General features: G+C 64.1%; 14 protein-coding genes and 1 pseudogene. 4 read left to right on the top strand and 11 right to left on the bottom strand.

Annotated features, from left to right (window positions below; all coding sequences use genetic code 11):
• Positions 1-5 precede the first annotated feature (5 nt).
• From KUW62_RS05360 to KUW62_RS05395, 8 genes and pseudogenes are all read right to left on the bottom strand, one after another.
• Positions 6-427 (bottom strand): annotated as a pseudogene (locus KUW62_RS05360) (cupin domain-containing protein).
• Complete coding sequence (locus tag KUW62_RS05365; protein WP_224814484.1) at positions 424-2,127, bottom strand: flotillin family protein; 1,704 nt, start codon at positions 2,125-2,127, stop codon at positions 424-426. The pseudogene KUW62_RS05360 and the gene KUW62_RS05365 overlap by 4 nt, the downstream one beginning before the upstream one ends.
• A gap of 36 nt (positions 2,128-2,163) precedes the next feature.
• Entirely contained in the window at positions 2,164-2,907 is a 744-nt protein-coding gene (locus tag KUW62_RS05370; protein WP_224814485.1) for an OB-fold-containig protein, read from the bottom strand.
• A 156-nt stretch (positions 2,908-3,063) separates the two neighbouring features.
• Positions 3,064-4,419, bottom strand: a complete 1,356-nt coding sequence (locus KUW62_RS05375) for a sensor histidine kinase (protein WP_224814486.1) — start codon at positions 4,417-4,419, stop codon at positions 3,064-3,066.
• A gap of 190 nt (positions 4,420-4,609) precedes the next feature.
• Positions 4,610-5,887, bottom strand: a complete 1,278-nt coding sequence (eno, locus tag KUW62_RS05380; RefSeq protein ID WP_224814487.1) for a phosphopyruvate hydratase — start codon at positions 5,885-5,887, stop codon at positions 4,610-4,612.
• A 100-nt stretch (positions 5,888-5,987) separates the two neighbouring features.
• Positions 5,988-6,920 carry a DMT family transporter gene (locus KUW62_RS05385; protein ID WP_370632848.1) on the bottom strand — a complete coding sequence of 311 codons (933 nt, stop codon included), beginning with the start codon at positions 6,918-6,920 and terminating at the stop codon, positions 5,988-5,990.
• Between the two features lie 105 nt (positions 6,921-7,025).
• Positions 7,026-7,439, bottom strand: a complete 414-nt coding sequence (locus tag KUW62_RS05390) for a Fur family transcriptional regulator (RefSeq protein ID WP_224814488.1) — start codon at positions 7,437-7,439, stop codon at positions 7,026-7,028.
• A gap of 109 nt (positions 7,440-7,548) precedes the next feature.
• Entirely contained in the window at positions 7,549-8,457 is a 909-nt protein-coding gene (locus tag KUW62_RS05395) for a tellurite resistance TerB family protein (RefSeq protein WP_224814489.1), read from the bottom strand.
• Between the two features lie 151 nt (positions 8,458-8,608).
• On the opposite strand from KUW62_RS05395, the gene KUW62_RS05400 reads away from it, so the two are divergent.
• Positions 8,609-9,496: a DMT family transporter gene (locus KUW62_RS05400; protein ID WP_224814490.1), complete on the top strand. Its 888-nt coding sequence runs from the start codon at positions 8,609-8,611 to the stop codon at positions 9,494-9,496.
• Positions 9,497-9,505: 9 nt separating this feature from the next.
• On the opposite strand, the gene KUW62_RS05405 is transcribed toward KUW62_RS05400, so the two are convergent.
• From KUW62_RS05405 to KUW62_RS05415, 3 genes are all read right to left on the bottom strand, one after another.
• Positions 9,506-10,948, bottom strand: coding sequence for a YdiU family protein (locus tag KUW62_RS05405; protein WP_224814491.1), 1,443 nt, complete (start codon positions 10,946-10,948; stop codon positions 9,506-9,508).
• Between the two features lie 70 nt (positions 10,949-11,018).
• Positions 11,019-11,459, bottom strand: a complete 441-nt coding sequence (locus tag KUW62_RS05410; RefSeq protein ID WP_224814492.1) for a hypothetical protein — start codon at positions 11,457-11,459, stop codon at positions 11,019-11,021.
• Positions 11,456-12,391 carry a nucleoside hydrolase gene (locus KUW62_RS05415; protein ID WP_224814493.1) on the bottom strand — a complete coding sequence of 312 codons (936 nt, stop codon included), beginning with the start codon at positions 12,389-12,391 and terminating at the stop codon, positions 11,456-11,458. The genes KUW62_RS05410 and KUW62_RS05415 overlap by 4 nt, the downstream gene beginning before the upstream one ends.
• A 62-nt stretch (positions 12,392-12,453) precedes the next feature.
• On the opposite strand from KUW62_RS05415, the gene KUW62_RS05420 reads away from it, so the two are divergent.
• From KUW62_RS05420 to prfA, 3 genes are all read left to right on the top strand, one after another.
• A complete protein-coding gene (locus KUW62_RS05420) occupies positions 12,454-12,873 on the top strand; it encodes a VOC family protein (protein WP_224814494.1) in 420 nt (139 codons plus the stop codon).
• A 31-nt stretch (positions 12,874-12,904) separates the two neighbouring features.
• Positions 12,905-13,372, top strand: coding sequence for a DUF1499 domain-containing protein (locus KUW62_RS05425; protein ID WP_224814495.1), 468 nt, complete (start codon positions 12,905-12,907; stop codon positions 13,370-13,372).
• Positions 13,373-13,443: 71 nt separating this feature from the next.
• Positions 13,444-14,499, top strand: coding sequence for a peptide chain release factor 1 (prfA, locus tag KUW62_RS05430; RefSeq protein ID WP_224814496.1), 1,056 nt, complete (start codon positions 13,444-13,446; stop codon positions 14,497-14,499).
• Positions 14,500-14,543 lie beyond the last annotated feature (44 nt).

Here is a 14,543-nt window from a genome sequence, read left to right on the forward strand (position 1 = left end):
GCGCTTCAGACCCTCGGAATGTCAAAACCGGACGGCGCGAGGGTGAAACCGTCAAAGGAGAACCCCGGGGAAACGGTGCAGGAAACCAGCGTGAACGCACCGGTCGTGCGGGCGGCCTGCCAATGATCCTTCGGCACGATCAGTTGAGGGGCACCTTGCGTCAGGTCCGGGGTCAGCAGGTGGTCTTGGGCGGGTCCTTCATCGCTGTCCGAAAGTGAAAGGATCAGCGGTGCGCCGGAATGGTAGAGCCAGATTTCCGTCGCATCCACGCGGTGCCAGTGGCTCGCCTCGCCGTCCTTCAGAAGGAAATAGATGCAGGTTCCGCTCGGGCGTCCGCTGCCCGTATCATCCACCCACGTCTGACGATAATGGCCCCCTCGGGATGGGGGGCCAGGTTCAACGCCTCGATGATCTCATCGGCGGTCATTCTGCGGGGCGTGCGTCGCCATTGGATTGTGCATCGGCCGCTGGCGGCTCGATCGCGCCGGGCGCCGCGCCGTTGGGCCGGTCTTTGAGCGCACTGTCGGCCAACCCTTCGACGCCGTTCTCCAGGCTCAGGCCCAGTTCATCGCCGAGCTTTCGCAAGGCCGGCATCTGAACCGCCATACCCATGATCGAATCGAGCGCCTGGTTCACGACGGGCTTGTCGCCCGCGCCGCCCGTTGACCCGCCGGCCCCGTTGCCACCGCCAAGGCCACCGACCTGGTGGATCTTGATCGAGTCGATCTTCTCCACCGGCTTGACCATCTGTTCCATGATCGCGGGGATTGCTTCGATCCGTGCCATGTCGACCTTCATGCCGACGATCTGCTCGGACAACGCATTCTCCGCCTCGGTGATGGCGCGCGTGCCTTCCGCCTCGGCCAGCATATCCTTCTTCTTGGCGTCGGCCCGGATGGAGATCGCGTCGGCCTCGGCCTGCGCTTCCTCCCTGCGGGCTTCTGCGCGGTCGGCGGCGGCAATTTTCTCGGCTTCCGCCGCGACACGGATACGTGTGGCTTCGCGCTCGGCCTCGCGGGTGGCTTCGATCAGGGCGATCTGCTTCTGGCGCTCGGCTTCCGCGACTTCGCGGGCGGTTGCCACGGCTTCCGTCGCCTTGGTGGCTTCGGCCCGGGCGAGGTCGGCGGAGGCGCGCGCGCGGCTTTCCTCTTCGGACTTCTGCTGGATGATGATCTGGCGTTCCTGCTCCGCCACTTCCAGCTCGCGTTCCTTGGTGATTTCGGCGTCACGAATGTTGCGCTCGCGGGCGATTTCGGCGGAGCGGACCTGCTCCTCCCGTGCAATCCGGGCGCGCTCGCTTTCGCGCATCGAGTCTTCCCGCCGCAGGGCAATCTCCATCTCCTGCGCGGCTTTCATGGTCTCCACTTCTTGGACCTGCGCAATCGCGGCGCGCTCTTCCTCTTCCTGGATGCTGAGCTTCTGGCGCTCGGCTTCCATCGCGGCGCGGCGCACGGCGACTTCGGCTTCCGCGTCGATCTCCGCGCGTTCCTTCTTGGATTTCGCGATCACCTCCGCCAGCTTGCGCATACCCACGGCGTTGAAGGCGTTATTTTCATCGAGCGATTCAAACGGCGTCTGGTCCAGCGCGGTGAGTGAGACCGATTCCAGCGACAGACCGTTCTTCAAAAGATCCTCGGAAATCGCGTTCTGTACCTGCTGAACGAAGTCCGAACGGTTTTCATGGAGATTGTCCATCGTCATCTTCGCGGCCACGGCGCGCAGGCCGTCGATCAGCTTACCTTCGATCATCTCACGCAGCTGGTCCACGTAGAAGGTGCGGTCGCCGAGCGTCTGGGCGGCCCGGGCAATGCCCTCATCGGTCGCCATGACGGAGACGTAGAATTCCACTCCCACATCAACGCGCATCCGGTCTTGCGTAATCAATGCACCTTCGCCCGTCCGGCGCACTTCAAGGCGCAGGGTTTTCATATTGACCGGGCTGACCTCGTGCAGGAGCGGGATCACGAGCGTGCCGCCATCCATGATCACCTGCTTGCCGCCCGCACCGGTCTTGACGAGCGACACCTCGCGCGTGGTGCGTTTGTAGAGCCGTCCGATGACGAGGCCCAGAAAGACCAGTGCCCCGATGATGGCGATGACGATAATTCCAAGAAATCCGAGTTCCATATGTTCAACCTTTCAAATGTTTGCGCCCGAAGGGGATCAAAGCGCGATCAAGCGGAAACCGCCGGTAGGGCGGTGGCGCAGTACCAGTACCTCTGCGCCTTGGGGAATGACGTCCGCGTCCTTCATGGGCTCGGCGCGGATATAGTGGGTGTTGCCGTAACGGTCGGTGACGCGAACCTCTGCAGGTGCCCCACGAGCAGAGGTGCCTTGCGTCACGATACCCTTGCGACGGCCCAGTTGGCGGGCGGACACCGATTGGGTTTCCGTTTTCGGGAGGAGGCGGGCGAAAATTGCGCCGAACCTCGCCGTGAACCAGATCGCCACAATGGCGCAGGGGATGACCGCGATCCCCGCCGGAAGCGGCCCGCCAAGCAATGTGGTCGCGACGCCCTGCAGCGCCACGCCGGACACTCCGAAAGACAGGAAGATGGAGGCCAGCCAGATCAGCGTGGGCATTCGCCCCAATCCAAGCCAGTGGAGCGGATGGTTCGGCACGCCCTGCGGCACGTCCACCGCGATATCTTCGGCTGCGGTGACGTCGAATTCTGCGGTGTCGATGTCGAAGGATTCAAGATCGAATGCCTCAAGCTCGACATCAAGGTCCAGGTCCATGTCGAGATCCGGCCCATCAGCGATCTCAGGCCCGTCAACGTCACTCCCGTCGCCCATCAGGGACCCGCCGATCAGCAGAAACACAACCTCCAGTGCCAGAAGCGCGAAGAGCAGGGCGAGCGAGAGAGTAAAGGGCACAAATGGCCCAGACAGAAGCGTGTCGAGCATTAAGATCCAGTCTTATCAGTATACAGTGGTATACAATAGATATAGGCGTTCATGGGGCCGTTGCAAGGGGATGGCGCGGGAAGGGGTGCGCAGCTTGGCGACAGGATTGCGAAGAAAACGATGGGGGACAACGGTGTAAAACCCGCACTTGCGGGGCTATTGCTGGTCTGTGACCGTTCCGCCGCGTCCGGCGGCCAATGGCAGGTGCAATTCCACGATTGTCCCGTCGGGCGAGCTCTTCAGCCTCAACGCGCCACCTGATTGTTCGGCGAAGCCCTTGGCCATGGACAGGCCAAGGCCGGAGCCGCTTCCTACCGTCTTGGTTGTGAAAAACGGCTCAAACACCCGGTCACGGATAGTGCGGGGAATGCCGGGCCCGTCGTCCGCAATCGAAAAGACGACATGGGTGTCGAGGTCATGCTGCGCCGGCACGTTTCCACCACCATCGGCGGGCCCGCAGACCAGATCGGCCGCCAGCGTGATCTGACCGCGACCGTCCAACGCGTCCCGGGCATTGAGGATCAAATCCAGCAATGCCGCGTGAAGCCCGTCGGCATCCGCCAGCGCCATGACCCCGTTCTCCGGTGCGCGGCTGTCGAGCGTCACGCTGTCGGGCACCAAATGGGAGGCCAACGCACGCATGTCGTCGATGATCTTGGCCGCGTCGACCGGTTGCGGGTCCAACGGCGCGCGGCGCGCGAATGCCAGAAGGCGCGACACGAGGCCCGATGCGCGCTTGCTGGCAAACTGCGCCTCCTCCACCAGCGCGTCGCGTTCCTCTCCCGGAGGCATGACGTGGTAGAGGTCGAGACTGCCCTGAAGCGCCGTGAGAATATTGTTGAAGTCATGGGCCATGCCGCCGGAAAGGCGTCCGATGGCTTCCATCATCTGGGCCGTGGATTCGCGTTCAGCCGCCGCGCGAAGGTCGGCCCGGACCTTGCGGGTCGTGATCAGGGCTATCGCGTAATAGGCGCCAACCACAACGCAGATCAAAGTCATCACGCCCTGGGCGGCGAGGCTGGGTTGCGGGGCCACGAACTTGATCCACACGATCAAGATAGCCACCCAACCCACGGCAATGTCGATGGGCTGCACGATGGCGGGCGGCTCCTCCCGAAACAGCGTGAACGCGCCAAGACCCACGATGGCAAGCATGCCGCAAAACGCGAGCACGAGGTCATCCGATGTCATCAAGTAAAGCGGCAGAGATGCGAAGGTCAGGGCGATGAACACATGGCTCGCGATCCCTATCCCCCAGGCAGAGGGGCGCGTCGGGTCGGTCGGGCGCATTGTGTAGTAGGATGCGAGCAGACCGCAGAGATAGAGACATGCCCAGATCGGCCCGATCAGCGATCCGCTGTAAAGCCACAATCCGCCGCCCGCCGCCGCGACGGATGCGATGCGTGTATAAACCTCGGGCGGTTGGCCGAATTGCGCGAACCACAGGCGGTCGAGGTCCGACAGGTCGGCAAGTCTGCGTTCCGCCTGGGCAGTGTGGTAGGCAACGGCCAAGGGATCAGAACCTGTCTTTGTATAGGTTATATTTGTCATACCCTTGTTTGCTTCGCTTTGTCAGCCCCATCGCCGCGAAAATCGGCGGCGCGGCGGGGTCACACCTGCATCACGGCCCTGAGCCCATGAAAAAAGGCGGCGCAGGGGGCGCCGCCTTCCTCGAAATGAACGGGTCGGGTCGAAGCCGGGGTCAACCTCGCAGAATCGACTTGCCCGCGTAAGTTGCCGTTTCGTCCAACTGTTCCTCGATCCGGATCAACTGGTTGTATTTCGCCAACCGGTCGGAACGGGCCAGCGACCCGGTCTTGATCTGTCCGCAATTCGTGGCCACCGCCAGATCGGCGATCGTGGCATCCTCCGTCTCACCCGAGCGGTGGGACATCACGGAGGTGAAGCCCGCGCGGTTGGCCATATTCACGGCGGCCAAAGTCTCGGTCAGGGTGCCGATCTGGTTCACTTTCACCAGAAGAGAGTTCGCGGCACCCCGCGCGATGCCATCGGCGAGGCGGTCGGGGTTCGTTACGAACAGATCGTCGCCCACAAGTTGCACCTTGTCGCCAAGGGCCTCCGTCAGGGCAATCCAGCCGTCCCAATCGTCTTCACCCATGCCGTCTTCGATGCTGAGGATCGGGTAGTCCGCCACCAGGGAAGAGAGGTAGGCAACGTTTTCCTCCGACGTGAGCGATTTGCCTTCGCCCGCCAATTCGTACTTGCCATCGCGGTAATATTCCGTCGCCGCGCAATCGAGCGCCAGCATCATGTCGTCGCCGGGTGTGTAGCCTGCCTTCTCAATCGACTTGAGCACGAAATCGAGCGCGTCTCGGGTGCTGCTCAAATTCGGCGCGAAGCCCCCCTCATCCCCGATGCCGGTGGACAGACCCGCGGCGGACAACTCGCCCTTCAACGTGTGGAACACCTCTGATCCCATCCGCACCGCCTCCGCAATCGACGTGGCGGAGATCGGCATGATCATGAATTCCTGGATGTCGATCGGGTTGTCTGCGTGTTCACCGCCATTGATGATATTCATCATTGGCACGGGCAGAACATGGGCCATCGTCCCGCCCACATACCGGTAGAGCGGCTGCGCGGTGTAATCCGCGGCGGCCTTCGCGGTGGCGAGGCTGACGCCGAGGATCGCGTTTGCGCCAAGGCGCCCCTTGTTGTCCGTGCCGTCCAACTCGCACATGGCCCCGTCGATGGCGACTTGTTCGGTGGCGTCGAAGCCCAAAAGCGTCTCCGCAATCTCACCGTTCACGGCGGCCACGGCCTCCCGCACACCCTTGCCCTTGTACCGAGACGTGTCTCCGTCGCGCATCTCCACCGCCTCATAGGCGCCGGTCGATGCGCCGGACGGAACCGCCGCACGCCCCATGGTACCATCGTCCAGCGTGACATCGACCTCTACCGTCGGGTTGCCCCGGCTATCGAGGATTTCGCGGGCGTGAATGTCGATGATCGTGCTCATGCGGCCGTCTCCGGACTAAGGGTGGTTTTGCGCGGGCTATAGCAGAGGGGGCGTTGAGGCAAAAGCGACATGTTACCGCTAACAGTGCTGCCGACCCGGTTCAGGCCGCGACTGCCCGCTCTCGGAAGAGGGTGTAGAGGCCGGTTGAGATCACGATGGCTGCGCCAATGAGCGTCCAGGCGTCGGGCCGCTCCCCGAAAATAAAGAAGGCCAGTGCCATGGCGAAGACGAGCCGCGTGTAGCGGAACGGGGTGACGGCGGCGATCTCGCCCACGCGCATGGCGGCGGTCACGGCGTAATAGGCCACAAGCGCGCAAAGCAGCGCGCCGGTCAATTGCAGGGTCAGGACCGCATCGGGCCACACGGCGCCGCCTTGCACCAACAAGATGCCGAGGCCCGCAATCCCCGCCGCGAGGAAACCCCAGGCGGCCAAAAGCAAGGTCGAGATGGTCTGTGGTATCGCGCGTGTCGCAAGGTCGCGGCCCACAAGTCCGAACGTCGCGCCGATACCCAGAAGGCTTGCGGCCTCGAACCCGGCCATGCCGGGCCGCACGATGATCAATACGCCCACCAAGCCGATCAGGATCGCAACCCAGCGCCGCCAACCAACCCGTTGGCCAAGGAACAACGCCGCGCCCAGGGTCACGAGAAGCGGGTTTGCCTGGATGATCGCCGACAGCAGCGACAGGTCGATCAGCGACAGCGCCATCACGAAACAGACCGTGCCGAATACTTCGAAGACAAGGCGCAGCACGAATGCGCGGGTGAATAGCTTCCGGTCCATTACACGCTCGCCACGCGCCTTCGCCCATAGCCCGAAGATCGCCGCCCCGCCGAAACCGAAAACGGCAATGACCTGTCCCACGGGCAGCGCACCCAGGGTCAGTTTGATGAACGTGTCGGCAAGCGCAAAGCCCAACATGGCCAGCGTCATCCATGCCATGCCCTTGTAATTGTCCATGGCCTTCATCCCGCGCTGCCCTTGCCGGAACCGCTCTAGTGCGCCGGTGGGCCGAGGGGAAGGCTCGGTCATCACGCGCTGCCAGCAATGCTGGTCTTTGCTGCATGACGTGGCTCGGGGGATGGTGGAGCCAAGGGCAGCGCCTCTTCCGCCCTCTGACACGTCAGGACGGCCCGATCAGCCCTTCTTGATCGGCACGCCGTAGAGTTCCAGCTTGTGGCCCTTCAGCCGATAGCCGAGCTTTTCGGCAATCTTTTCCTGCAACGCCTCGATCTCAGGGTCGACGAATTCGATGACCGCGCCGGAATTCATGTCGATCAGGTGGTCGTGGTGATCCCGCTCCGCATCCTCGTAGCGTGCGCGTCCGTCACCGAATTCCAGCTTTTCGAGGATACCCGCCTCCTCGAACAATTTCACGGTCCGGTAGACGGTCGCGATGGAAATCCGCGGATCGACGGCACTGGCACGGGCGTAAAGTTCTTCCACATCGGGATGGTCGTCGGCCTCGTCCAAGACCCGGGCGATCACCCGACGCTGCTCGGTCATGCGCAGCCCGTTCTGGGCGCAGCGGGCCTCGATCGTGTCACTCATCGGCGCGGTTCCTGTTGCAATCGGCGCGTAGACGCCGGTCGGACAGGAGATGGTCTATGGGATTCCCCCGCCCGGATAAAGACCGGGCAGGGGCAGTCGTCAGGCGCGTCTACTTGCGGTAGGGGCTGCGCTGACCGCCCGGCGTGCCTTGCATTCCCTTTGCCCCGTGCGCGCGTCCGCCCGCACTTGTGGGCGCGGTGATCGGTTGGGAATACGCGCGGGTGTTGTCGGACTTCTCCCACGGTTGATCGGGCGGCGCGCCGTAGGTGCCAGACATGCGCCGTTGCACATGGCCGCGCGCTTTGTCTTCCAATCCCAGCGCGTTGGCGAGGTCTTCGGCGAATTGCCGTTCGCGCGCGCTGTCGATGTCGATCGCCGACATGGCGGCGGCAAAGATCTGCGCCTTGAGCGCCGGATGGTCTGGGACGTCGCGCGCGAAATCGTCGATGTCGATCCTTGCGTTAAGCTCTTCCATGACGAAAGCCCGTTCGCCGGGATCAAGATCGCCCAGATGGCGGGTCAAGGCTTCACGCTCTGCGCCGTCGATGCGGCCATCGGCCTTCGCGGCCATGATCATCGCGCGGATCATCAGGCCTGCCATCGCCTCCTCATCACGGGTGGGCGGGTCCTCGGGCTCCCCGCCGTTCATCAAAGCCTGATTGAGGCGTCGCCCGAAGGCCGGTTGCTGGCTCGGGCTGCTGCCGCCCCCCAGCAATCCGCCAAGCAGCCCGCCCGCGGCGCCGCCACCCAGCATGCCACCCAGGCCGCCCATCGCGCCGGAGCCTCCGAATTCTTCCAGAAGATCGCCAAGGCCGCCGCTCGACCGCCCCTGCGATCCCCCGCCGCCCAAAAGCGCGCCGAGCCCGCCCGCGCCGCCACCTCCGCCATGTTCGCGTAGGCTGTCGAGCAAGCCTCCGCCGCCCGAGGCGGCACTGCTGTTGCGATTTGCAAGGGCTTGGGCGCCCTTCGTTGCGGCCACGCCCACCGCGACGGCGGCCAGGGTTCTCATCAAGCTCATGGTTCATCCTCCCAGAAATGATCCTCTCCCGTCAGCATGGCAGAGGTGGCGCGCAATCTCCACGCCTTTACCCCTTGGCGTGTTCCGCGCGCGCCTTGACACCGACGCGGATTCCTTATCGGGTCGCCCGACCCACTTGCCGGAGCCCCCCATGCCACCCAAGAGCCGCATCGACGCCTTCGGCGCGATCTCCCTGACCGGCTTTGCGGTGTTGCTGGCGTTCAATCAGGTCGTCATCAAAGTGGTGAACGAAGGCTTGCAGCCGATCTTCTTCGCGGGCCTGAGATCGCTCGGCGGTGCGTTGGTCATCTTCGTGTGGATGAAGATGCGCGGGATGAGCACGTCGATTGCACCGGGAACGCTGCGCCCCGGGCTCTGGATAGGGGTGATCTTCGCGGTGGAATTCGTCTGCCTGTTCATGGCGCTGGACCTGACCAGCGTCACGCGGACCTCGGTGATCTTCTACACGATGCCGATGTGGCTGGCGCTAGCGGCGCATTTCCTGATCCCGGGCGAGCGGTTGACAGCGACGAAATCGGCGGGCCTGGGCCTTGCATTCGTCGGCGTTGTGATTGCCATCGTGATGCGCGGCGGCGGCGGAGAGGCATCGCTGCTTGGCGACGCATTGGCGCTTCTGGCGGCGATCGCTTGGGCGGGCATCGCGCTCTGCGCCCGCGCCACAACCCTGCGGGAGGTGCGCCCGGAGATGCAATTGCTCTGGCAATTGGCGGTCTCCGCCCCGCTTCTTCTGCTGGCAGCCCCCCTGTTCGGAGAATTGCTGCGCGACCCGCAACTGATCCACTGGGCGGGCCTTGGCTTCCAGATCATCGCCATCGTGTCAGCCGGTTTTCTGTTCTGGCTGTGGCTCCTGACAATCTATCCCGCCAGTTCCGTCGCCGCCTTTTCGTTCCTGGCGCCGGTCTTCGGCGTGGTGATGGGGTGGCTCTTGCTGGGGGAGGAGGTCGGGCCCGGCTTGATCGTGGCGCTGGTCTGCGTCTGCGCGGGCCTCATCCTCATCAATCGCCCGGTACGTGGCTGACCGGAGGGGTCACGTCCCGCAAAACGTCTGTGTTACGCGTTCGTCCTGCCGCGGCGCGAGTTGCAGATCGGCGATGTCCGCGCGGTCCGTAAACGGGTCCTGCAAGGCAGAATTCAGACGATGGAACGGCGCGTAATCGCCGCCCAGGGCGGCTTGGATCGCCTCTTCCACCCGATGATTTCGTGGGATGAGGGCGGGATTGGCCGCTTGCATCATGGCCACGCGCCGCGCCTCGGGCAGTCCGTCCTTGGTCAGCCTCGCCCGCCACTCCTCAAGCCACGGCGCGAAGGGGGCGGGTGCCGCAAATGCCTCCGCCGCGCGGTCGGGCGTGGGGGAGGAGAGGAGGCGGAAGGTCTGCGTGAAATCGGCCCCGCCCTGCGCCATGCGGTTGAGGAGGTCGAACGCCAGCGCCGCGTCCCCGTCTTCTTCCGACGCAAGGCCCAGTTTCGCGCGCAACACGCCGTGCCATTCTGCATCGAACCGGCCCGCGAACCCATTCACGGCCTCGGTAAATTCCTCGATCGCCGCATCCCGGTCGGGCATCAGGGGAAGCAGCGCGGTGGCCAGCTGTGCAAGGTTCCAGGCGCCGATCTGTGGCTGGTTGGCGTAGGCATAGCGTCCGCCATGGTCGATGGACGAGAACACCATCTCCGGATGGTAGGCATCCATGAAGGCGCAGGGGCCGTAATCTATCGTCTCGCCCGAAAGGGTCATGTTGTCGGTGTTCATCACGCCGTGGATGAAGCCCACGCCCATCCAGGCCGCGATCAACTTGGCCTGTGCCCCGATCACCGCGTTCAGCAGGCCGGACGGCCCTTCGGCACCCGGATAGTGGCGCGCGATTGTGTGGTCGAGCAGCGCCTGCAACGCTTCGGTGTCCTGTCGTGCGGCGAAGAACTGAAACGTGCCGACGCGGATATGGCTTGCGGCCACGCGGGTCACGATAGCACCGGGCATCCGGCCCTCCCGAAGCACGATGTCCCCCGTCTCCACCGCCGCCAGGGCGCGGGTCGTGGGAATGCCGAGGGCCGCCATGGCTTCGGACACGATGTATTCGCGCAGCACCGGCCCGAGCCACGCACGTCCGTCGCCCATGCGCGAATAGGGCGTTTGCCCCGCGCCCTTCAACTGGATGTCAAATCGCGCGCCGTCGGGTGCCACGACTTCCCCCAACATCACCGCACGTCCATCGCCCAATTGCGGGGACCATCCGCCGAATTGATGCCCCGCATAGACCTGGGCCAGGGGTGTCGCACCATCGGGCAGGGTGTTCCCGGCGAAAATTTCGGCCAGGTCCGCATCGTCATTCGGCAGGGAGAGCCCCAGACGCTCGGCCAATGGGGTGTTGATCGCGATGAGCTTGGGCGCGGAAACGGGGACCGGTGCCTGCCGCGTGAAGAAGCGGTCGGGAAGGCGGGCGTAGGAATTGTCGAAGGGGAAGGCGACGGTCATGATCGTATATCCTGGCGCTGTTGCCTCTGATGTAGAGGTCGGCGGCAGGAGTTGCCAGTGGCCGCGAGGGTTATGGCGACCGCAGGGACACCTCGACATTGTAGGGCATGGGAATGATTGCGCCGGTCGCGTCGGGGGCCAGCGCCTCTCCAGCGACGGTAAACTGTCGATCAAGACCGGTGCCCGTCACCGAAACGCTGTGCGGCGGACCGAGGGCCGGAGTGATGCCACCGGTCTGTTGCAGGTCGATATGGTCGACATGCCAGCCCGCGTCGTCTTCGATCAGGCGGATCGTCAGGATCGGCGGCATCGGAAACCCCAGGTGCAGTTGCGCGAACCGCAGGGACAGCGTCGTCCCGTCTTGGTGGATCATGGGATGGGCGCTTGCGTCGTTGTCTGCGGACAAGGTGAGTGTGCGTCCGTCGATGGTCAGATGCGCCAGCGCGGGACCATCGGCTTGGGCCGGGCAGGTGGCCAGCGACAGGACTATCGCGACCGCGCCGGCCTTCACAGGGTGCCGATCCGTTCGGTCAGAAGCGCGAAGAACCCCTGCGCGTCGACATCCCCCATGAACATCGCGTTGGGGGCGCGGTCGGTGACGCGCCACCAATCCGCAACGCTCATCCCCCGTGTGAGCTCCGACTGCGTCTCAATCTCCACATTCACATGGCGACCGGAGAAGAGGTCCGGGTCGATCAGGTACGCGATCACGCAGGGATCATGGAGCGGCGCGCCGGCAGAGCCGTATTTTTCCTTGTCGAAACGCTCGAAGAAATCGGTCCATTCCGCGACCATCGTGCCGGGCTTTGTACCAAGGTCCCGGAACGCCTGCACGCGCGGTGCGGTGGTCAGCGCCTTGTGGGTCACGTCCAGCGGCATGACCGTGACCGGTCGTCCGCATTTGAACACGATATCAGCGGCTTCCGGATCGACGTAAATGTTGAATTCGGCGGCCGGTGTAATGTTCCCAACCTGGAAATAGGCCCCGCCCATAAGCACGATCTCTTGCACGTTTGCGACGATGTCGGGGGCTTTCTCGAATGCCGTGGCGATGTTCGTAAGCGGGCCAAGAGGGCAAAGGGTGACAGTTTCCGGCGCTTCTTCCCGCAGCGTTTCGACGATGAAGTCCACGCCGTGCCTGTCCTGCAACGGCATCGTCGGCTCGGGCATCACCGGGCCGTCGAGGCCGGTTTTGCCGTGGACATGCTCCGCTGTGACCAGCGTATGTCGCAGGGGCCGATCGCATCCTGCAAACACTCTCACGTCCGGCCGCCCCGCCAATTCGCAGACGATCCGCGCGTTTTTTGCCGTCAGTTCCAACGGGACATTTCCGGCCACGGCGGTGATCCCCAATACCTCCACCTCGGGTGAGGCCAACGCGAGAAGGATCGCGACGGCGTCGTCCTGTCCGGGGTCGGTGTCGATAATGATCTTGCGCGCCATGGCTGCCTCCGCTTGCGGCGCTATCTGAGGCGAGGCAGGGTGCGGATGCAAGGAGGGCGGACATGAAACTGACGCTACATCACGTAAACCTGGTGACCGACGACGTGCCGCGGGCGGAGGCGTTCTGGCGCGATGTGATGGGGCTGGCCCGCCCGACGCAAGGATTGCCGAAGCTGGAAAAGGGCAGGGGATATGCCGGTGACGTGGCGTTCCTGAGTGATGGAGCGATCCAGACGCATTTGGCGCAAAAGGATATGGGCGCGGGGTTCCGTGCGGGTCAATTCGTCAACCCGGTCAGTCGAGGCCATATCGCCTATCGCTGCGATGATCTGGACGCGTTCATCGCGCGCCTCGATGCACAGGGCGTGCCGTATTCCGATTGGGGCGATCAGGCGGTGCAGGGCTGGCGGCAAATCTTCTTCTACGACCCGGATGGCCACGTGATCGAAGTCCATGAGGTCGCCCCGGGAGCGGAGACTTGACGCGGCCCGCCCCACACAGCATGTCAAAGGGATGCGGATCGTGCTCTATATCCTGATCGCCCTTGTCCTTCTGGCCGTGGCCGCCGCGATCTACGTGCGCGTGGCCCCGCTGGATGTGGAGGCGCTCCATGTCGATCCGTCAACGGCGACACCACCGAGTTCACCCAACTACGCACTGATGGCGGGCACCGGCGGCTCTTACATCGACGCCGATCCGGTGGAGGTTGCCAGCCGTCTGCACGCCGCTGCCGAAGCCGACGATGCGACGGTCCTCGCGGGGTCGCACCTTGAGGGACATGTCACATACGTCGTCCGCTCGCGCCTGATGGGGTTTCCCGATGTCATCTCCGTCCGGTTCAGCCCGGAGGGGGAGGGCACGCAGGTCGATATCTTCTCCCGCTCCATCTACGGATATTCGGATATGGGCGTGAACACGGCACGGGCACAGCGGTGGATGCAGGCCGCACGCGGGGCGACAGTGTTCAACGACGGCGATTAGCGGACGCTTGAATTGCCTCAAAATGGTGCGCCGGGATGGCACACCAACATCCGCGCCAGGAAGCCCCAAGCATGTTGCCCCAAGACCGCCTTCGCCAGATCACTGACCGGTTCGAGTACCTCGAAGCGCAACTGAATGCCGGGCCAGATGCGTCCCAGATCGCCCAGATCAGCCGCGAATACGCGGAGCTGAAGCCGGTCGTCGGGGAAATCGCCGCCTATAATCAACTGCTTGCGGATATGGCCGAGGCAGAGATGATGCTGGATGATCCCGACATGCGGCCGCTTGCCGAGGAAGAGCTTCCCCGCCTTCGCGATGCCATCCCGGCGGCCGAAAAGTCGCTGCAACTGGCGCTTCTGCCCCGGGACGCCGCCGATGCGAAACCCGCCATGATCGAAATCCGCCCCGGTACCGGTGGTGACGAGGCCGCCTTGTTCGCGGGCGACCTTCTTCGGATGTATACCCGGTACAGCGAGACGCGCGGCTGGCGGCTCGAAATCATCGACCTCGCCGAAACCGAGCTTGGCGGGATCAAGGAGGTCACGGCGCGGATCGAGGGCGAAAACGTCTTCGCCCGGCTGAAATTCGAATCCGGTGTCCACCGGGTGCAGCGCGTTCCGGAAACCGAATCCGGCGGACGCATTCATACGTCGGCTGCCACCGTCGCCGTCCTGCCGGAAGCGGAGGAGGTGGATATCGACATCCCCGCGCAGGACATCCGCATCGACACGATGCGGGCCAGCGGGGCAGGGGGACAGCATGTGAACACCACCGATTCCGCGGTGCGGATCACGCACCTCCCCTCGGGGATCGTTGTCACCAGTTCCGAGAAGTCGCAGCACCGCAACCGGGAGATCGCGATGCAGGTGCTGCGCGCCCGGCTCTACGATGCCGAACGCCAGAAGGCCGCCGATGCGATGGCCGCGGACCGCAAGGCGCAGGTGGGCTCCGGCGACCGGTCGGAACGGATTCGCACTTACAATTTCCCGCAAGGTCGCTTGACCGATCACCGGATCAACCTGACGCTTTACAAGCTGGACCAGGTGATGGCGGGGGATCTGGACGAGATCATCGACGCCCTGACCGCCGAGGATCAGGCGATGAAGCTGGCGGAGATGGAGGGGTGAGCGCGCAGTCCGCGCGTCCCGGCATGATTGACCAGAATGGCCCG

Source organism: Hasllibacter sp. MH4015 (assembly GCF_020177575.1).
Lineage (GTDB): Bacteria > Pseudomonadota > Alphaproteobacteria > Rhodobacterales > Rhodobacteraceae > Gymnodinialimonas.

Bases quoted from the DNA above. Each gene is read 5' to 3' on its own strand.
- eno (WP_224814487.1), bottom strand. From the start codon at position 5,887: ATGAGCACGATCATCGACATTCACGCCCGCGAAATCCTCGATAGCCGG.
- KUW62_RS05400 (WP_224814490.1), top strand. From the start codon at position 8,609: ATGCCACCCAAGAGCCGCATCGACGCCTTCGGCGCGATCTCCCTGACC.
- KUW62_RS05405 (WP_224814491.1), bottom strand. From the start codon at position 10,948: ATGACCGTCGCCTTCCCCTTCGACAATTCCTACGCCCGCCTTCCCGAC.
- KUW62_RS05390 (WP_224814488.1), bottom strand. From the start codon at position 7,439: ATGAGTGACACGATCGAGGCCCGCTGCGCCCAGAACGGGCTGCGCATG.
- KUW62_RS05395 (WP_224814489.1), bottom strand. From the start codon at position 8,457: ATGAGCTTGATGAGAACCCTGGCCGCCGTCGCGGTGGGCGTGGCCGCA.
- prfA (WP_224814496.1), top strand. From the start codon at position 13,444: ATGTTGCCCCAAGACCGCCTTCGCCAGATCACTGACCGGTTCGAGTAC.
- KUW62_RS05365 (WP_224814484.1), bottom strand. From the start codon at position 2,127: ATGGAACTCGGATTTCTTGGAATTATCGTCATCGCCATCATCGGGGCA.
- KUW62_RS05370 (WP_224814485.1), bottom strand. From the start codon at position 2,907: ATGCTCGACACGCTTCTGTCTGGGCCATTTGTGCCCTTTACTCTCTCG.
- KUW62_RS05385 (WP_370632848.1), bottom strand. From the start codon at position 6,920: ATGACCGAGCCTTCCCCTCGGCCCACCGGCGCACTAGAGCGGTTCCGG.
- KUW62_RS05420 (WP_224814494.1), top strand. From the start codon at position 12,454: ATGAAACTGACGCTACATCACGTAAACCTGGTGACCGACGACGTGCCG.
- KUW62_RS05415 (WP_224814493.1), bottom strand. From the start codon at position 12,391: ATGGCGCGCAAGATCATTATCGACACCGACCCCGGACAGGACGACGCC.
- KUW62_RS05425 (WP_224814495.1), top strand. From the start codon at position 12,905: ATGCGGATCGTGCTCTATATCCTGATCGCCCTTGTCCTTCTGGCCGTG.